A 19,657-nucleotide genomic window follows, 5' to 3' on the forward strand; every position below is an offset into this window, starting at 1 on the left:
TTATGGACTAAAGAATACGTTTATCGTATCACTTTCCAAAACATTTTTACAGAACTTGTCCATACAGATAAAGTAGATACCCGAGTGATACAAAGAGAAGCAACAATACCGTTTCAAGAACACCGCCCTTTTGTTTTTTGGGCGTCGGTTGTTTATTTACCCTCGATAGATTTGGACTGGATTGTTTACTTCTTGTTGGTTTAGTCTTCGTTTGTGGCTTTCTTGCTGCCCGTGTTTTTTGGACAGAAGGTTGATCCTTATTAGCTTGGCTTAACTTTATGACTAGATCTTTTCTCATGTCTTGCGCGCGCAGATATTTTCCATCAATCGCTTGATAAAGGACGGTATCTATTTTTCGTAGAGACTCCGTATTAGCAATGATTGATTTCAGTTGTTTTACGGGTTGGTCTGTTCTAGTAAATCGGTTCGGATAGGCTGTATTAACCATAATCATCGCAACTGCAAATAGATCATAGGAAGGTTCTGCTTTTCTCGAGCCCGCTCCCCAATATCCACGGTCAAAAAACTCGGTAAACTCCTTAATAGCTCTACCTTGTACAGTTGTTCCACCAACGTCGATACATCGTATTTTAGGAGGGTTTCCAGTAACAAGTAGATTATCAGGTTTTAAGTCGCCGAATACCCACCCTTCCTGATGGAGTCTGTCTAAATCAGCTAATAACTGCAAACATAGGATTCCAGTCCATTCTTTGCCTCTTTTTTCAATGAAAGACAAAAAGCTTTCTCCACGAATATATTCCATTACATAAAAGGAGATTGGGCTAGTGACACCCGGTCTAATCCAATCATCTACATCTATAAAAGAAGGTCCAAGGGCAGAGCCTTGGACCTTTGAAAAGTGTTTAAGTACATTCACCTCTGACGTAATTGTCACGCCATTTTCACTTATTTTTAAAGCCACAGGGCCATTCATACTTTCCGCTAAATAGACAATACCATTGGCGCCTTGTCCTAAAGGTCTCACAATACGATATGATTTTTTATGCCATTTTCCAGTGATAACAGTACCAGGGGAAACCTTACATACCTGACTCTTCGTAGTATTGTTCATCATCACGAGACAACAAGCTCCTTAATGATCTTTTTTTCTTGAAGTGGGTAAGTGCTTCACGAATCGCTGGACCAGTTGGCGTGATTCCACCGGTTGTTAGCTTTGGAAAAATACTAGATAAGGATTCTAGTCTTGGCGTCCAATCTAATACCCTTTCGACTTCGACTTTTTTCCCAGGAAATACAAACACTGAAAATTGATTGTCTCCCATTCTCGAATTTAGACTAATAGAGAGATCTAGTAAGGCTTCTTTAACTGTTGGCAACTTGTGCTTCATACTTGCACTCGTATCCACTAAAACTAAAACCTCTAAATCAACCGTTTCACCAAGCTCATCAACTACCTCCATTACTTCTCCACGTTTCTCTGGCGGAAGGTCCTCCATTGATGTTTTCGATCCAAGGATTTGCTGAAGCTCCTTGTTGACCACCCCTTGTAGGGTTTGAGTCATCGCTTGTTTTGTCACCATTTGAACAGTTTGTGATAACTGAGTGGAATAAACGATTTGGCTTACGCCTCCACCAGCAGTTGCCATTCCTTCTATTTCCTGCATTCCTTGTTCATCAATCGTATCCTGCTCTACAACCCCAATAACATTAATCGTAATTCCTTGCTCTCTAGCAAGAGCAGCCATTGCAATCGGATCTTCCCCTTGGTTCGAACAACCATCCGTAATTAATAGAATTTGCTTCAATGTGCCTTTTTGCACGTTCCATCCCCTCCAACTGATTTAAAGTTAGTAACAGGATGGACAAAATAATAGTCTTTTAAACCCCTTTCGATAGAATCAAATCGCCTTACTCTTTGTTTTCTGGTACGCATACGCAGGGATTGCTGCCCATTTTGGTGTATTATGTTTAATCTTTGTCACAACAATCGTCATATCATCTTCAATTTGCCCTGATCTTGTGCGGATTACCTCCTCCATAATCAAATCTGCAATCTCTTGCGGATCATTCGTTTGGATTTCTTTTATCTTGCGCTTCATCCACATATCATGATTTTCAACATGCTTTGGACCTTCAAAAATGCCATCGCTCATCATGATTAATAGGTCCCCAGCCTTTAATTGTTCATCAACTACCTCCACTTCAAAGTCCTCAATGATTCCCATTGGTAGATTACTTGCCTGTATTTTACTAATTTTGTCTCCTCTCTTAATATAACTTGGCGTCGAACCGATTTTTAAGAACTTCGCACTTGCGTCTTGTAGATCAATAACCGCTAAATCTAGTGTTGAGAATATCTCATCTGTTGTTCGTAATGAGAGTATTGAGTTGACTGATTTAATCGCAACTTTTTCTTCAATACCAGATTGAAGGATCTTCTTTAATAGCTCCAAGGTTTCATTGCTTTCGTAATGAGCACGTTCACCATTGCCCATTCCATCACTGATGGCAACCGCATGTTTCCCAACCCCTAACTCAATTGTTGAATAGCTGTCGCCCGATACAAGTCCTCCACCCTTGGCAGCGTGGGCAACACCTGTATCAATGACATAAGCCTTTGCTGAGCCTAGGGTTACATGACAATATCCGTTTGGATAAACTGAGCATTCCTCCCTTTTTACGAGAATGGTTTCTTCAAGAATATCGGATAACATTGGTGCAATTAATTTTTCACACTCCCCACTTCCATTGCAATATGGAATACTTAATTCAATATCTACATTTCCTTGTTCCACACTATATATCTCTACATGTCCTATTTGAATTCCAAATGACTGTAATGCATCGAGTATTTGCTCCTCTAATAAATGATGGTTTTCACCCTCGCGTTGAATCTCCTTGGCAAAATCACTCATTACCTGAGAGACACCTAATAATTGATCGGCTACTAGTTTTCTACTCTCCTTTACTTGTTTCTTAAGCTTTTGATTTGCTTGATAATACGTAAATTCCTGCTCGACTGCTTCAATTACTTTTTTCGATCGTACACAATGCTTTTCCCAGTCTCTCGTAAGCTTGTGATTATATATGAGAGAATTTGTTTCACAACCATGCATAATATCCTTCATGTAGTCATATGTTTTATTAAAGTTCTTGGACCAGCACGCCTCCTTTTTGAAACACGATTGGCACGTTTTTTCCGTTACATTACTTAGAAATAGATCGACTTCGCGGTCCTTATCCTCATCGTCAACGGGATATCCATATTCTGAAAAACTATTTGATAAAGCTTCAAACACAGTTGAAAATTGCGAAACGCGATGTGCTGTTACATCACGGATTTTACGAAGGTATTGCTGTTGTTCTGCACTATGTTCAGGTGTACCTGGAATATTCTTTGCCACTTTGCTTATTAAACCTTTAGGCGTTAGTAAAAATAGAAGAATTGCAACACCAGATTCATATAAAGTAGGAATAATATGACTCGCACCTTCTCCGTAAAGGCCAATTAAGAGCGTTCCTACAATCAACCCAAGTGCCACTCCAGCTTTTTTTCCTTCTTTTAAGAGGCCACCTAGCAAACCTGAAAAAGCGAGAAGACTCATTTGGTACAAGCTCGTCACATTAGCTAGGCTTAAAATAAGACCAGTTACAACCCCTACAGTTGAACCAATAGTCGCTCCTGCTACAAATGCAAACAAGAGGACGACATACCTTGAAAGAATATTTGAAATGGACATCTCATATACGAGCCAGCCCATTGTTCCTGTTAACACAGAGGCAATTAAAATAATCAAACAAATGACTTCTTCCGTTTTAAACGACTGTCTCCTTCGTTTCTCTGTTAATAATGGTACGCTTTGCAGAAATATTAAGGTTAATATAAAGGCTAGACCCGAACCAACACCGATCATTACCCCATCATGTATTGTGATTGTACCTTGTGTAAGATAAAGAATTCCCACCTTAGTTATTGCAGATGAAATTAACACAAGTGTTGGCAATGCTTTAATCAAATCCACCTTAAACCTCTGAAGAACCTTATAGATTACAAGAAAAGAGACAATGGATAGAAATGTAAAAACAGTTACATCAGCTGAAAGGGTAAACGATCCCGCGATAACGGCCGCCATTGCTATGCCCGCCTTCCCCTTTTTCATCATGAAGACCGCTGCGAAAAACGGTAATGCGAAGGGGGTTAATTCATTCAGGATAAGAGCTCGTCCTAATAAAAACCCGACTACTACTAGTAAAAGCCCTTTTAGTAGAAATAGATTTATAAGTTTGGCTTGAAAACGCTGAAACCATTTAGACACAGTATCCTGCGTTTTTTCAATGGCTACATCTGTGATGGGCGCACTTAAATTCCTCTCTATTCTTTCCATTTACAAACACTCCCCGTATTTAATAGTTGTCTGTTATTATACAGTTGCAGAGATACGTATTTTGTCAAAACAACAGGAGCAAAATGAAAAAACATTCGACTGCTTGTCCAGTATTCCAACAAAATAAATGTCATATGACGAATTATAGGAGTGTAATTTAATCCGTTTGCGGAGAATTTCATAGAATATCGTTTGCATTGTGCGAATTTTTGTATTATTTTCCTTCAACACAAAAAATATTGACGAATGAATAGACAGAAGGTATTATATAACTTGTGCTTACTTACTAGAGTTCGAGACAGAGTTTGTCGAACTTATGTATTTTTTAAATTTATCCATGGCGGTGTAGCTCAGCTGGCTAGAGCGACGAGCAAAACTTCCATGAATCATCTGCGAGTTGTTCCGACGCATCAATCATCCTCGAATTTGCTAGAAGAGGAAGGAACATATTAACCTAGTTTAGAAAATATACTAATGCAGTACTCATTTATCCTATGGCGGTGTAGCTCAGCTGGCTAGAGCGTACGGTTCATACCCGTGAGGTCGGGGGTTCGATCCCCTCCGCCGCTACCATAATAGTTAGGCCCGTTGGTCAAGCGGTTAAGACACCGCCCTTTCACGGCGGTAACACGGGTTCGAATCCCGTACGGGTCATCTAAAAACAGTGTGAGATTTTCACACTGTTTTTTTGTTTTTATTTTATAAGTTGTAATGGCAGCATTTCTGAAAAGCTCTATTTCCTTTTAAATAATGGCATACAAAAAGCACCCAAGTTGGGTGCTTTTAAATTTATATTTAGAGCTACAGCAGCAGGTTATCCTCTTCTCGCTCCACGTCCACCTCGTTTTGACTCGGTGTTACGCTTTAAGGAAGATAGACGATCTTCACTGTCTTTTAGAAAGCGATTCATTTTTTGTTCAAAGCTTTCAGTTTTAATGTTATTACGTTGGTCGTTTCGGTTATTACGTGGACCATTGTGACGTGGACGCTGTGGTTGTGGATTCGGATTCTCTTTAGCCTTTTTAATAGATAATCCAATCTTTCCATCTTTCTCAACATTTATTACCTTGACCTCTACTTGGTCACCAACTTTTAAATGCTCATTAATGTCTTTAACATAATTGTCAGCGACTTCACTAATATGGACAAGACCAGTTGAGCCTTCTGGCAGCTCCACAAACGCTCCAAAATTCGTAATTCCTGTTACCTTCCCTTGAACCTTGCTGCCTACTTCGATTGACATAAAAAAAATGCTCCTCCTTAAATTTGAACAAAATCATTTATATTCATTATACATAATATAAAAAACGAGTGTCAATAAGACTAAGACCCATCTCCCACTTTAAAGATAATTTCTCCTTCCTTAGATAGAAAATAATCCCTGCGAATTATTTTTTCGATATACTCATCATTGTTGAGTTTTACGACTTCCTCTTCAAGAAGTACTTGCTCATCTTTTAGTGTGGTGAGTTGCTCTTGTAGTTTTTCCTTCTCAGCAACCTTTTCATTCATTGTCTTATGTTGTGACATAACCATTGAAACAAGCCCATAAGAAATGATTGCAACTAAAATGGCAAATGCAATCAATCTTCTAATCAAGCCTTTTCGTTTCACTTGAAGGGCTTCTTCTTGCTGTTTATATTTTTCCATATACGTTGATTGTAATTGTGTTACATTTTTCTTTCGAACTGCACTCATTGTAGAGAATGCCTCCTATTGTTTCCTAATCTTCTTCCACCATTTTATCAGTATAGGTTTGATATTCTCTACCTTTTTTAAAAATCCTGCACATTTCCAAAAAATCTTTTCTACATTTTTCGTAAGGGCCGACGGTAACAGCCTCCAGATGATGATTCCAATCCACTTGATTGGTGCAAAACAGATTTTGATTAATATCCAACAGGTTTTCAAGAGAATTCTCCCGAAAACGAGTAAGACATTTAAGATCCCCAGCAGAATCACAATAATGAGCTGATACAGCATTTTAATCGGTCGAACGATGAGGAAATCACCCGTACGAAGTAAAAGCCCATAAAGACGAATGAAAGCTTGAATAATATGTTCTAGTGCTTTAACATAAAATGACTTTATTAAACTTTGGTAAGCGGCGAATCCACATAATATCGCAATAAACACATAAAATCGCAGTTCACCCTCATTTACTAGTAAAAGTGTATAAAAGAACATTAGGCCTTGTACAATCCAAAATAAAATGTCATTGATAAAAACAAAGAAATACTTACGTCTCGAACGGTTTAAAAAGCGTTGGTACGTATCAAGAGAGGCCCCTAGCCAACCTCCCATACAAATCATTGCAAGCAATGTATAGAACTGAGTTGACAGGGTCATCTAAATAACTTGCTAAAGAATCCTTTAGCCTTCTCCGTGGAATGATCGTCCAAATAACTAATATCATAGACTCTTCCTTTGATTGATACAATGCCTTTTTCCACATCTAGATTCTTCATTTGCAGGTTTTGGCCACGAATTGCTAGGAAACCCATAACAGTCTCAAGTAAAAATTCCTCATTATCAAAGCTTTCCACTTGCTTTACTCCTGTTATGTCAAGAAGCTTACGACTTCTCATAATTACATCATGCTCTTGTACGGTTCCTTTATTCGGTGGCGTTCCATCGTAGTATTGGTTCATCTTCTAACCCCCACATTCATACTTAAGTGATCAAAATAACCACTTGTTTAATAGTAAAATGTATGAGAATGTGGGTGAGTTTAGAACAAGCCTTAGGTAGATTATCAAATGTTTACGCTTCTACTTTTTCCTCTTTCACGACGGAATAAAGTTTATTTGCATCTTCTTTTTTGGTTGTTTCTTGTAGATCTTCGATTTTCACAGTTACGATTTTCTGACCAAAACGGATTGTTAACTCATCGCCTATTTTCACATCGCTACTTGCCTTAGCAGCTATCCCATTAATAAGGATTCTGCCTTGGTCTGCTACCTCTTTTGCTAACGTGCGTCGTTTGATTAGCCGAGAAACTTTTAAAAATTTATCCAAACGCATGATTTCACCTCTTTCTAAAGTCCAGCTTGTTTTGCCTCTTCCCAGATTGCATCGAGTTCTTCAAGGGTTTGCTCTTCTATCTTTAACCCTCGTTTTCTTAGTTCTGTTTCTATGAATTGAAAACGTCTTACGAACTTTTGATTCGTCATGGCAAGTGCTTCTTCTGGGTCAAATTTATAAAATCTAGCTATATTAGCTAAAGCAAAAAGGATATCTCCGAATTCTTGAATGGCTTCTCCTTTTTGTTTTTCTTCTACTGCTGCCTTGTATTCATTTATTTCTTCAAAAACCTTATCCCACATTGGCTCGACGGCATCCCAATCAAACCCAACCTTCGCTGCCTTTTTTTGATACTCGACAGCTTTCATTAGTCCTGGCAATCCTTTTGTAATCTCATCAAATATGGACTTTTCTTCCTCAATACTGCCTTTTTCCAATTGTTTGATTTGCTCCCAATTTGTCACAACTTCATCTGCCGTTTCTGCCGTTACATCGCCAAATATATGTGGATGCCTTCGAATCATCTTTTCTGAAATTCCACGAATGACATCATCAATGGTAAACATGCCTTCATCCTCACCGATTTGGGCGTGCAGTGCCACTTGGAGAAGTACATCTCCTAGTTCCTCTGCTAAATGATCATCATCTTCACGATCAATTGCATCAAGTACCTCGTAAGCCTCTTCTAGTAAATACTTCTTTAGCGATTGATGAGTTTGTTTTTGATCCCACGGACATCCCCCAGGACCTCGCAATGCAGCAATAATTCTTCTGAAAGTCCGGAAATCATGATAGAGAGATTCGACTTCTTGAACAGGCGGAACATAGACGCTTGTCAGATTGTTCACCTCTACTCCTCGATCCAATTCATAAAGCGGGACTTTAGTGATTTTTTCATCCTCACTGCCCGCTGCTGTTACAATATATATCTCATAATCATCAGGTAATTGCTCCATTAGTGTTAATTTAACATTTGAAGCGATGTATTGATCATAGACCTGACAAATAATAATATGCTGTGATAGCTGTACTTCATCTTTTTCAAAGGACAGAGCATCTATGAATTGAAACCCTTCAATTGGATCAATTCTTAATGAAGCCAATAAAGGGTCGATAAAGCTTTGGCCCCCCTCAATTTTCACTTGAAGATTTTGATCCTCAAGTAAAAGCTGAGTCGTCTTTTCTGCTACCATCGGGTGCCCAGGCACAGCATAAACAATTTCCTTTGTTTTCGCTTCTTTCCTTAGAATGTCGACTATTTCATCATATACATCCTCGAATTGGTCATGTTTTTCATAAATGTCGTCAAAGGAGCGATAACTAATTCCCTCAGCTTCTAATTCCTTTATAACAGGATGCTCCTTCGTTCGAAGATACAAATGTTCAGCAGCTAAAAGTTTACGATAAATGCCTAATGGAAGCTGTGATAGGTATCCAGCACCTAAGCCAATAACTGTTATCATGCTCTCTTTCCTCCTTTAATTAGCCTAATTAGAAAGGTTCCTTTTGATCCAATCGGGACTTCCGAAAGTTCTTCTTCAGAAAATACACTCCCTCTAATAATAAAAAACAAATAGGTTAACCCTCCAATAAATACAGAGGACAATGCCTCGAAGCTAGCAAACATGCGACTTTCCCCTACTATTGGGAACAGCTTATGCAAACTCCATCGATAGCCAACAATAACTAGCCCCATAGCCATCATTGCAAATAAGATACGATAAAGAAAGCTCCAATTTTGTAGCGCACCAGGGAGTTTTCTTTTAACAATCGCCATATGTAGGACAGATATTATCCCAAAGGCTACAAAGGTTGCAACAGCTGCTCCAGCTGTTCCGTATCCTGGAATTAATAACAGGTTGAAAATCCATTTTACTAACATTCCGATGATGACCACAATCGCTGGTAAGAATGGATGGCCAAGTCCTTGTAAAATAGCCGTAATCGATTGGGATAAGGTTGTAAATAAAATGGATAAACCGATAATCATGAGTATGTTTGTTCCCAGGTCATTACGAAATAACATGATATTTGTTGGTTCGAGGACACAAGCAAGACCTACTGCCGCCCCAATTCCCACAACTATACTTAGACGAAATGTTAAGTCAACCTTTGCTTCAATAAAAGCTACGTCGTTTCGGGCCTTTGCACTTGCAATTAATGGGACAAGCGATAATGCTAGTGATGTCGCCACCACAGTTCCAAGCTGAAGGAGCGGTTGGCCGCGGTCATAGATTCCTTTTGCTTGTTTTGCTGCTTCCCCCTCTATCCCACCTGAAATCAATAAAGAGTAGACTGTGAAGGAATCAACCAACTGAAAAAGAATAAGTAACAAAGCGCTAATGCAAATTGTCATCCCCTGGGTGAAAAGGATTTTGATAATTTCTATCGTTTTTATCGAAGCCTTTGAAAAAGGTCTCATCTGAAGAGTCTTTTTTCTTTTAAGTAAGTAAAACAAGAGAACGGAAATAGCTGCAAAGCCTCCAGTTATCGAACCAAATATCGCTCCCGCTCCAGCCACATATGCTCCATACCCATAATCCAAAAGGAGAAATGACATGAACAAAATAGTGACGACACGAATCGATTGTTCAGTTACTTGTGAAACTGCGGTTGGTATCATATTCTTATGACCTTGAAAATAACCTCGAAAGACAGAGATAAACGGCAAGAGTAAAAATGAAAATGAAATCACTTTTATTAGTGGTGTTAGATTTTTGTCTCCCATCCAACCTGCAACGACTTCAGCACCCCAGTATAAAAAACTAAATAATAGTATTCCCATTCCTAATAACGTAAGTAGGGTGATATATAATATCTTCAAGACAGATGCTTCATCATCTTGTTCTAATTTTTCCGCTAGTAGCTTTGATATAATCACTGGAAATCCATATGTAGAAAAAACAAGGACAATTCCGTAAATGGGATATGCCTGTTGATAGATATAGAAGCCGATATCCCCTGCAATATTTTGATACGGGATACGGTAGCCTGCACTAAGTATCTTGGTGATCAAGCCGGCAATGGTAAGAACAAAAGCACCTTCCCAAATTCGCTTTGATCTCTCTTCGGATTGGACGTTCATCGCCCATCTCCTCCCTAATCAAATGCGCCTTGGCGTATTTGCGCCCAGATTTTTTCGAGCTTGCTCGAAAAGCTTCATTTGAAAATCTGTGGCATCCGCCGGAGGCATAAACTTTATTCAGTCCCACTGAATAAAGTTAAATAATTTCCAGTGTATTATAACATACTTCCCTAGACAATTACCCTTAACGGAAGAAAAGGCAGCTATAATAGCTACCTTTTCCATGGATAGAACTTTTCGTTTTTGATTACTGTTCCATTTGTCTCGCAAGGAACCCAGCTGCCGTTTCGACGGCTTTTTGTTCTACTTCTCCGAGCGCTTTTTCTTTTGATAAAATGACAACAGCACCAATTGGATCTCCATTTGCAATAATCGGACCAATTGTATATGATGAGATTGTTTCGTCAGCACCCTCTACGATGGATACTTGGCGCTCTTCTGTTTCTAAAATAGAAGTTCTGTCTTCCATCGACTTTTCGACGAGTTCGCTTATGTTTTTATTTAAGTATTCTTTCTTGGAGCCTCCTGCAACCGCAATAAATGCATCACGGTCACAAATAAGTACTTGGTGTCCTAAGCTATCAAAAAGTGCCTCTGCATACTCCTTGGCGAAATCGCCTAGCTCACTAATCGGAGAATATTTCTTTAAAATAACCTCACCATCACGATCAACAAAAATCTCTAATGGGTCTCCCTCTCTAATACGTAGCGTTCTACGGATCTCTTTCGGAATAACTACTCGACCTAAATCATCAATTCGACGAACAATACCAGTTGCCTTCATTCTTATGATGCCTCACTTTCATCTGATGATTAAAGAATAGTGGTGATTGATGTACAATTTGTCTGGATTTGAATAAATCACCATTTGTTGTTGAGTTTAGTATCTTACACCAACAGAGTTCTATTCACGATGAATGTGATTTTTCGATAGAGGAAAAAATAACCATACACAAGAACTATAAGCAACTCAGACTTTGGTTCTATTCGTTAGAATTTTACCTATGTCACCTGAGTTAAACAGCATTCACATTTTCCTTTTTGACATCTTGTAATCCTTTGACCATATCATGAATAATGCCTAGCCATTGGTTTACCTCAATTCCCTTTGTTTGAATTACAATTTTTAATTTACTGCCTTCCATTCCGAGGCTAATCATACGGCCAAATGTATTTCCTAATTTAAAAATCTTCCCGCCGTCAATTAGACTGCTTGCCTCTTCTGATAGAAGAATGGTAATTTCCTGCTTGGCTTGCTTGATGGAAATAACCTGCTCTGCCAATGCATATACCTTTATCTTGGCAATTTTAAATAGGTAATCTACCTCTACTGGATATTCACCAAATCGGTCAATCATTTCCTCTTGCAATTCTTCGACATCCTCCATTTCTGTGATGCCTCTAAATCGCTTATACATATCAATTTTTTGGCGGCCATCAGAAATGTACGCATCCGGAATATACGCATCTACCTCTACATCAATTTCCACATTTGCAGGTTTTACAGTAGTGGTATCACCTTTGCGTTCTTCAATAGCCTCTTTCAGCATTTGTGAATAAAGGTCAAATCCAACTGAATCAATAAATCCATGCTGCTGCGCTCCCAAAATATTTCCTGCGCCACGAATAGAAAGGTCACGCATTGCAATTTTGAAGCCCGAACCAAGCTCTGTAAATTCCTTAATTGCTTGTAATCGCTTTTCTGCAACTTCATTCAACACCTTATCCTTACGGTACGTAAAGTACGCATAGGCAACACGATTCGAACGCCCAACACGCCCTCTTAGCTGATAAAGCTGCGAAAGCCCCATTCGGTCTGCATCCTGAACAATCAATGTGTTCACATTCGGAATATCAACACCTGTTTCGATAATGGTTGTTGTTACCAGAACATCATATTGACCGTCAAGGAAATTCAAAATCACCGCTTCTAGTTCATTCTCAGTCATTCTTCCATGAGCATAGGCAATCCTTGCATCCGGAACTAGCATCGAGATTTCTTCGGCCTTACGCTCAATATCCTCAACCCGATTATATAAGAAGTAAACTTGACCATCCCTTGCCATTTCCCGTTCAATCGCTTCCCTTATTAATTCACCATTGTATTCCACAACATATGTTTGAACAGGAAAACGATTCTCAGGTGGTGTTTCGATAACGGACAAATCACGGACTCCAAGCATGGACATGTGAAGTGTTCTCGGGATTGGTGTAGCAGTTAAGGTAAGCACATCAATATTCGCTTTTAGCTTTTTGATTTTTTCCTTATGTGTAACTCCAAAACGTTGTTCTTCATCAATAATTAATAACCCAAGGTCCTTATAAGTAATATCTTTAGACAATAGGCGATGTGTTCCAACTACGATATCAACTGTCCCAGCTTTTAACCCTTTTGTTACTTCCGTTTGTTGTTTCTTCGAACGGAATCTACTCAATTGGCCAATTGTAATAGGGAAGTCCTGAAACCTTTCGCGGATTGTTTCGTAGTGCTGTTGTGCCAAGATTGTCGTCGGAACTAAAAAGGCAACCTGCTTTCCGTCCATGATGGCCTTGAACGCAGCACGAATGGCAACCTCCGTCTTTCCATAGCCCACATCTCCACAGAGAAGGCGGTCCATCGGACGTTCACGTTCCATATCCTTTTTAATTTCCTGAATCGATCTTAATTGATCTTCTGTTTCTTGATATTGGAATGATGCCTCAAACTCTCTTTGCATTTCTCCATCAGGAGAAAATGCATATCCCTTACTTGCCTCTCGCTCTGCATACAACTTAATTAAGTCATCTGCTATATCCTGAACTGAGGATTCAACCTTTTTCTTCACACGTTTCCAATCAGTTCCGCCTAATTTGTAAATCTTCGGATCCTTACCTTCTGATGCTACATACTTTTGCACCTGTTCAATTTGGTCAACAGGTACATAGAGTTTGTCATCACCTTGATAGCGAATATGCAAGTAATCCTTATGGATTCCGTTGATCTCTAGGGTTTCAATTCCTAAATACTTCCCGATTCCATGATTTACATGAACAACATGGTCGCCAACCTGTAATTCAGAATAGCTTTTTATCCGCTCAGCATTTGAAAGCTTTTGCTTTCGCTTTGTTTTCTGCATTTTCTTCTTAAAAAGCTCTTCCTCAGTTATCACTGCGATTCGTTGTAACGGTAATTCAAAGCCGTCTTGTAAATCTCCAAGTAAGATTTGTGCTTTTCCTAGCAAAATATCTCCATCGCTCTTACTAGTAAATGCATCGATTTCATAGTCTGACAGGACCTGTTCCAGCTTTTTCACCCGGTCCTCATTTGAGCCAAGGAAAACAACTGTGTATTTCCCCTTCTGCCATCGATCAAGCTCTGCTTTAAGGACATGCATCTGGCCATGAAAGTTTTGCATCTGTTTGCAGGACATATTTAAAATGTTCTGCGGGCTTGTATGAGGTACATGCCTTAGAAAAAGAGATAGATAAACCAAAGGATTGGTTGACTGTTGGATAAGCTTTGTAAATTGGTGTGACAAGGTAATGTTATGAATAATCTCTCCTTGTGATAAAAGACTTGTTACCCACTCAGCTTCTTCTTTATCGAGACTATCAGCCATTTCCTGAACTCTACTAATTTCATCTAAAAGTACGAGACCATTTTTAGGTAAATAGTCTAGTAAACTAGCAGGCGTTTCATAGACAAGAGATAGATATTTGAACATTTTCTGTAAAATTTGACCACTTTTCATCTGCTCAAGTTCGTAGGAAATGTTCTCTAATAGCAGTTTTTTTGCTTTCTCATCTTTAACCTTTTTTAAGCTTTTAGCTAGTCCTTCTTCTAATGCATGTACGCCTTTATCTAGATGCTTAGGCGTTAATAAAATTTCTGTAGCAGGTCCTATTGTAATCGAGTTGATTTTTCCCTGTGATCGTTGATCCTCTAGTGAGAATGTGCGAATTGAATCTACCTCTGTATCAAATAACTCGATACGTACAGGATTCTCTTCTGTTAAGGGATAGATATCGAGAATTCCACCTCTTACGCTGTATTCTCCAGGTGCTGACACCATTGATACACGTTCATATCCCATCGCAACAAGTTTTTCTAATATAGATTCCACTTCTATATCATGTCCGACTGTAAATGTCAGCTGACTTTCATTCCATAGTTTCTTAGGCGGAAGGAGTCTCTTTAAACCCGCTATCGGAGCAACAATAACACCCTTTGATTGATGACTCCAATAGTTCAGAGCTTCAATACGCTGGCCTTTTAGCTCTGGGCTCGCAATTCCTATTTCTGATGCAATTAATTCATTCACAGGATATAGGAAAACCTCATCTTCTTCTAAAAGACCGTTTAAATCCTCATAAATCTTCTGTGCCTGAAACAAATTATGGGTAACGACCAATATCGGTCGATTTGTTTGTCTATAGAGAGCTGCCGCAAACACAGTTCGAGCTGAACCAGATATACCAGCTATTAATTGTTCACGTAAGCCTCCTTCAATTCCATTTATAATTGACTTTAACTCATCATTATTCCCAACATATTGTTGTAGTCCCTTAAGCAACTCGGAAACCCCCTCTCGAAGTTTTTGCATGTATAGTAGTAATGCGTGCTTAAATAGATTCATTTATTGGATGTTGAATCTCGTAAAATGGAGCTTCACGCCTTTTTACATAAATAGAAAAACGCTTTGGTTGCAAAGGCCAAAGCTTTTCCTCTTATTGAATAAATGATTCATATTGATGAAAATCAGGATTCCGTTGCAACGCTTCCTGACAATCTTCACATATTGTCTTTACATGAATGTCGCCATTTGATTCGTATGATATCATCTCTTGTCGTTCTTGGTCTGTTAATTGATGAAACCCAAGACTCTCACTATGTAGGGATAGGTTATCAATACTTCCAACCTTCACACCACAATGTCGACAATGGTAGTGTAGTGACATAAGAATCCTCCTCTTTTACGGATACGTACATAGTTTACACATTCTAGTATAAACCGCGTTGGGATTCTTTATTCACTACCACTTAATCAAATGCGCCTTGGCGTATTTGTGCCCGATTTTTAGGCCCATACGAGGTGGGTCACAAAGACGTTGCCACAGGAAGTGGCGTTCTTAGTCTTTGATCTTACTGCTCGAAAAACTTCCTTTGAAAAATCGTGGCATCCGCCGGAGGCTTTAACTATATTCAGAGGGGGTGAACCCCACTGAATATAGTTTATCATACTACACTACTTTGCATTAAATTCATTCATTACTTGTAAAAATGATGTTGACACCCATTTTTCTGCAGCTTCCGCGGACTTTTGTATTGCATCTTTAATATCCTGCAACTCATCAGCTGGAAAACGGCCTAAGACATAATCAGCTATCTTCATGCCGTTTGTCGGGCGATTGATTCCAATTCGGATACGCTTAAATTCCTGAGTGCCTAAATGCTGAATAATGGATTTCATTCCATTATGGCCACCAGCACTTCCCTTTTCGCGCAGTCTAATTTTTCCTACGGGTATGTCAAGTTCGTCATATACAACAAGTATATCTTCAACTAGAATATCATAATAATCCATGAGTGGCCTGATACTTTCTCCCGATAAATTCATATATGTAAGAGGTTTTAAAAGTAGAACTTTCTCCCCATTCACCATGCCTTGACCAAATACTCCGTTGAATTTTGCCTTATCTAGCGGTATATGTAATTGATCTGAAAGCTCATCAATAACCTTAAACCCAACGTTATGTCTTGTCTCCTCGTATTGCCTACCAGGATTTCCTAACCCTACTATCAACTTCATTCTTTCCCCCACCTTGTTATGGCAAAAGGACGTAACCGTTTTGGTTACGTCCAACCTTTTTCTTTAGCCTTCTTCAGTTGCAGATTCGTTTGTTTCTCTACCCTCTAGGTTTTCAGGTTCGCCAGGCTCTTGCTCTTCGCCTGTGCTAATCTCTTCTTCCTGTCTTGGTGCAAGAACAGAAGCCACAACCTGTGAAGTATCTTGGTTGATTGTAAATTTACCTATTGTATCAATGTCCTCTAACTTAACAACATCTCCAACCTCTACGTTTGACACATCCACATCAATTGTTTGAGGAATATCGGTTGGAAGTGCAGAAATGGATACTGAATGGATGGACTGCTGAAGCACCCCGCCATCCTTCACTCCAGACGCTTCCCCAACTAAATTAATATTCACATCAACTGTCACTTCTGTTGACATGTTTACGATTTGGAAATCTGCATGAATGATTTCACTTTTTATTGGGTCTGTTTGAACTTCTTGTAGCATAACGGAATGCTGGTTATTTTCAATTGAAAGTTTGATAATTCCATTACGACCAGTGGTGCGAATCGTTTTTAAAAAGTCTGCACTATTTACGTAAATGGGTTGACTTTGATTCGGCCCATTTAAGACTGCTGGGATGTTTCCAGCTTGTCTAATCTTTGTTAATGTGGAATTTTTATCCTTTACTCGTTCTGTCGCTTCTAAAACTACAGACATTCTATACACCATCCTTGGAAGATTTAGTCATATTACTAAATTTCCCCTAAAGATGATGAAGTAAACCTTCTTTTTTAAAAGAAAAGGGAGCTTTCTTAATCAAATAGTGTGCTCACTGATTGTTGCTCGTGAACACGTACTATTGCTTCACCGATTAGCGGAGCTACAGAAAGCTCCTTGATTTTACTGATTTTCTTCTCTTCTGGTAATAAAATAGTATTGGTTACAACCAATTCTTTGATTTTTGAATTTTGAATTCGTTCGATTGCTGGTCCTGATAATACAGGGTGTGTACAACATGCATAGACTTCAGAAGCACCATTTTCAACAAGTGCATTTGCTGCTAAAGTAATTGTCCCTGCTGTGTCAATAATATCATCAATCAGAATTGCCGTTTTCCCTTCAATATTACCAACGATATTCATCACTTCTGCCACATTTGGTCTTGGGCGACGCTTATCTATAATCGCGATTGGGGCCTTTAGCCGATCTGCCATTTTACGTGTACGTGTAACCCCACCATGGTCTGGAGATACGATAACAATGTCCTCAAGATTTTTGGCTTTAAAATAGTCGGATAGAATTGGCACGCCCATTAGGTGGTCAATTAAGATATCAAAAAAGCCTTGAATTTGTGGTGCATGAAGGTCTAACGTAATAACGCGATCAGCACCTGCTGTTTCTAACAGATTTGCAATTAACTTTGCAGTGATTGGCTCACGTGCACGTGCTTTACGGTCTTGTCTTGCATACCCGTAATACGGCATGACTATATTTATAGTCTTTGCAGAAGCACGTCTTAGTGCATCAATCATAATTAATACTTCCATGATATGCTCATTTACAGGAGCACTCGTTGATTGAATGACAAAAACATCGCATCCACGAATACTTTCTTCAATATTAATTTGGATTTCTCCATCGCTAAAACGTGTTACAGAGCATTTCCCAAGCTCAACACCAATTGACTTAGCGATTTCTTCAGCCAAAGGTGCATTCGAATTCAACGAAAATACCTTTAAACTTGAGTCACGGTATTCATTAGGCATGATCTTACTGACCTCCATTAGGAATTTTTCTTTTGATTTAAGATCTCTACATAATTCTCTTTATTAACTTGACGAGCTCTAGCTATTGAAAGGGCGTTGCTAGGAACTTCACTTGTAATCGTTGAGCCAGCCGCAACATATGCTCCTTCGCCAACTGTAACTGGAGCCACTAAATTTGAATTACATCCAATAAATGCATTGTCTTCGATCTTTGTTAAGAATTTATTTTTTCCGTCATAGTTGACAGTGATAGAGCCACAACCAATGTTTACATTTGTGCCAACCTCAGCGTCTCCAATATAGCTTAAGTGAGATACTTTACTTCCTTCACCAAAAACAGCTTTTTTCAGCTCAACAAAGTTTCCAACTTTAACTTTGTCACTAATTTGTGATGCTGGACGGATATGCGCAAACGGTCCGATTGCGACATCATTTCCAATACTACTATCATGTGCAACTGAATGGCGGATAACTGTACGTTCACCAATCTTACAGTTCTTTAATTCTGAGTTTGGACCAATTTCACAGTCCGAACCAATTTCAACATCCCCAATAATCATAGTTCCAGGATGTAAAACAGTGTCTGAACCAATTTTAGCATCTGATGAAATGTACGTATTGTCCGGATCGATAATGGTAACACCATTCACCATGTGCTGTTTATTAATTCTTTGTTTCATTAGTTTTTCTGCCTGAGATAAGGCATAACGATCATTCACTCCAAGTGTCTCTTCGAATGAAGCTGTTTGGAATGCAGATACGATTTCGCCTTTATTTTTCAAAATTTCAATGACATCTGGAAGATAATATTCGCCCTGTACATTGTCATTAGATACATTCGAAAGCGCTTCGAATAGTGCTTCATTATCAAAACAATATGTACCTGTATTGATTTCGGTAATTGTTCGTTCTTCTTCTGTTGCATCTTTATGTTCTACGATACGCTCCACATGTCCTTCTGCATTACGGACAATTCTCCCATAACCTGTTGGCTCCGAAGCCACAGCTGTTAGGATTGTTGCTTTAGCGCCAACATCTTCATGCTGTTTTAATAACGCCTCCATCGTTTCTGCTGTTATAAGCGGAGTATCTCCACAAACAACTAATGTTACTCCCTTTTCGTTCGCTAAGTGGTCTGCTGCCTGCATAACAGCGTGCGCTGTACCTAATTGCTCTTCTTGAAGGGCGTATTCACTTTTATCTCCAATTTGTGATTTTACTTTTTCTGCTCCGTGTCCAACTATTGTCACAAGTTTTTGTAAGGATAATGTTGAAAGTTGATCTACTACATGCTGCACCATTGGTTTTCCACATACAGGGTGCAGAACCTTATAAAGCTTAGATTTCATGCGCGTTCCTTGCCCTGCGGCCAAAATTACGCCATATCGTTTTGTCATGTTCAGGCCTCCAATTAACCTAATCAAATTCGCCTCGGTGAATATGCGCCCAGATTTTCGAGTCCGCTCGAAAATTTACCTTTATAAATCGCATGTCTCCGCCGGAGGCTTTAACTTTATGGAATCCTCGATTGCATAAAGTTAAACCTTTTTATCCATTTCGAATATATCTTAAAAAGAGACCATTTTCAAGAAAACTAAAGAAATACATGTTTTTTTAACCGGAAAAAGTGTATTGGGGGTAAGGAGGGAAAGAAAAAGA

General features: G+C 39.0%; 17 protein-coding genes and 2 tRNA genes. 2 read left to right on the forward strand and 17 right to left on the reverse strand.

Translation table 11 applies throughout. The features are described from left to right. Positions 1–46: 46 nt before the first annotated feature. From prkT to spoIIE, 3 genes are all read right to left on the reverse strand, one after another. The gene (gene prkT, locus CKK03_RS19135) at positions 47–1,075 is read right to left on the reverse strand and encodes a serine/threonine protein kinase PrkT (protein ID WP_099364131.1); all 1,029 of its coding nucleotides are present in this window, start codon (positions 1,073–1,075) and stop codon (positions 47–49) included. After that, positions 1,041–1,781, reverse strand: coding sequence for a vWA domain-containing protein (locus CKK03_RS19140; protein WP_099353505.1), 741 nt, complete (start codon positions 1,779–1,781; stop codon positions 1,041–1,043). Before CKK03_RS19140 ends, prkT begins: the two co-directional genes overlap by 35 nt. A gap of 78 nt (positions 1,782–1,859) precedes the next feature. Further along, positions 1,860–4,346: a stage II sporulation protein E gene (spoIIE, locus tag CKK03_RS19145; RefSeq protein WP_099364132.1), complete on the reverse strand. Its 2,487-nt coding sequence runs from the start codon at positions 4,344–4,346 to the stop codon at positions 1,860–1,862. 496 nt (positions 4,347–4,842) lie between these two features. On the opposite strand from spoIIE, the gene CKK03_RS19150 reads away from it, so the two are divergent. Both CKK03_RS19150 and CKK03_RS19155 read left to right on the forward strand, forming a co-directional pair. Beyond that, positions 4,843–4,919: transfer RNA gene (locus CKK03_RS19150), tRNA-Met, on the forward strand. A gap of 9 nt (positions 4,920–4,928) precedes the next feature. Beyond that, positions 4,929–5,000: transfer RNA gene (locus CKK03_RS19155), tRNA-Glu, on the forward strand. A gap of 160 nt (positions 5,001–5,160) precedes the next feature. Here CKK03_RS19155 and CKK03_RS19160 read toward each other — a convergent pair. The 14 genes from CKK03_RS19160 to glmU form a co-directional block, all read right to left on the reverse strand. After that, the gene (locus tag CKK03_RS19160) at positions 5,161–5,589 is read right to left on the reverse strand and encodes a S1 domain-containing RNA-binding protein (protein WP_099353507.1); all 429 of its coding nucleotides are present in this window, start codon (positions 5,587–5,589) and stop codon (positions 5,161–5,163) included. A gap of 80 nt (positions 5,590–5,669) precedes the next feature. Then, positions 5,670–6,044: an FtsB family cell division protein gene (locus CKK03_RS19165; RefSeq protein WP_099364133.1), complete on the reverse strand. Its 375-nt coding sequence runs from the start codon at positions 6,042–6,044 to the stop codon at positions 5,670–5,672. A 15-nt stretch (positions 6,045–6,059) separates the two neighbouring features. Continuing rightward, positions 6,060–6,695 (reverse strand): spore cortex biosynthesis protein YabQ, encoded by a 636-nt coding sequence (yabQ, locus tag CKK03_RS19170; protein ID WP_099364134.1) that lies wholly within the window; start codon positions 6,693–6,695, stop codon positions 6,060–6,062. Beyond that, on the reverse strand, positions 6,692–6,997 hold the full coding sequence (yabP, locus tag CKK03_RS19175; RefSeq protein ID WP_099353510.1) for a sporulation protein YabP: 306 nt from the start codon (positions 6,995–6,997) through the stop codon (positions 6,692–6,694). The genes yabQ and yabP overlap by 4 nt, the downstream gene beginning before the upstream one ends. 112 nt (positions 6,998–7,109) lie before the next feature. Then, positions 7,110–7,370: an RNA-binding S4 domain-containing protein gene (locus CKK03_RS19180; RefSeq protein WP_099364135.1), complete on the reverse strand. Its 261-nt coding sequence runs from the start codon at positions 7,368–7,370 to the stop codon at positions 7,110–7,112. 14 nt (positions 7,371–7,384) lie between these two features. Continuing rightward, positions 7,385–8,833, reverse strand: a complete 1,449-nt coding sequence (gene yabN, locus CKK03_RS19185; RefSeq protein ID WP_099364136.1) for a bifunctional methyltransferase/pyrophosphohydrolase YabN — start codon at positions 8,831–8,833, stop codon at positions 7,385–7,387. Then, positions 8,830–10,455 (reverse strand): putative polysaccharide biosynthesis protein, encoded by a 1,626-nt coding sequence (locus tag CKK03_RS19190; protein WP_099364137.1) that lies wholly within the window; start codon positions 10,453–10,455, stop codon positions 8,830–8,832. The genes yabN and CKK03_RS19190 overlap by 4 nt, the downstream gene beginning before the upstream one ends. Positions 10,456–10,702: 247 nt before the next feature. Next, positions 10,703–11,239, reverse strand: a complete 537-nt coding sequence (gene spoVT / locus CKK03_RS19200) for a stage V sporulation protein T (RefSeq protein WP_099364139.1) — start codon at positions 11,237–11,239, stop codon at positions 10,703–10,705. 232 nt (positions 11,240–11,471) lie between these two features. Further along, positions 11,472–15,008, reverse strand: a complete 3,537-nt coding sequence (gene mfd, locus CKK03_RS19205; RefSeq protein WP_281254537.1) for a transcription-repair coupling factor — start codon at positions 15,006–15,008, stop codon at positions 11,472–11,474. A gap of 154 nt (positions 15,009–15,162) precedes the next feature. Next, positions 15,163–15,393 (reverse strand): anti-sigma-F factor Fin, encoded by a 231-nt coding sequence (gene fin / locus CKK03_RS19210; protein ID WP_099353516.1) that lies wholly within the window; start codon positions 15,391–15,393, stop codon positions 15,163–15,165. Between the two features lie 287 nt (positions 15,394–15,680). Continuing rightward, complete coding sequence (gene pth, locus CKK03_RS19215; protein WP_099364140.1) at positions 15,681–16,244, reverse strand: aminoacyl-tRNA hydrolase; 564 nt, start codon at positions 16,242–16,244, stop codon at positions 15,681–15,683. A gap of 63 nt (positions 16,245–16,307) precedes the next feature. Beyond that, positions 16,308–16,949 carry a 50S ribosomal protein L25/general stress protein Ctc gene (locus CKK03_RS19220; protein ID WP_099364141.1) on the reverse strand — a complete coding sequence of 214 codons (642 nt, stop codon included), beginning with the start codon at positions 16,947–16,949 and terminating at the stop codon, positions 16,308–16,310. Positions 16,950–17,044: 95 nt separating this feature from the next. After that, entirely contained in the window at positions 17,045–17,998 is a 954-nt protein-coding gene (locus tag CKK03_RS19225) for a ribose-phosphate diphosphokinase (RefSeq protein WP_099364142.1), read from the reverse strand. A 17-nt stretch (positions 17,999–18,015) separates the two neighbouring features. Then, positions 18,016–19,395 carry a bifunctional UDP-N-acetylglucosamine diphosphorylase/glucosamine-1-phosphate N-acetyltransferase GlmU gene (glmU, locus tag CKK03_RS19230; protein ID WP_099364143.1) on the reverse strand — a complete coding sequence of 460 codons (1,380 nt, stop codon included), beginning with the start codon at positions 19,393–19,395 and terminating at the stop codon, positions 18,016–18,018. Positions 19,396–19,657: the final 262 nt, after the last annotated feature.

Source organism: Fredinandcohnia onubensis, from assembly GCF_002734215.1.
In the GTDB taxonomy this organism is placed as follows: Bacteria; Bacillota; Bacilli; order Bacillales; family Bacillaceae_L; genus Ferdinandcohnia; species Ferdinandcohnia onubensis.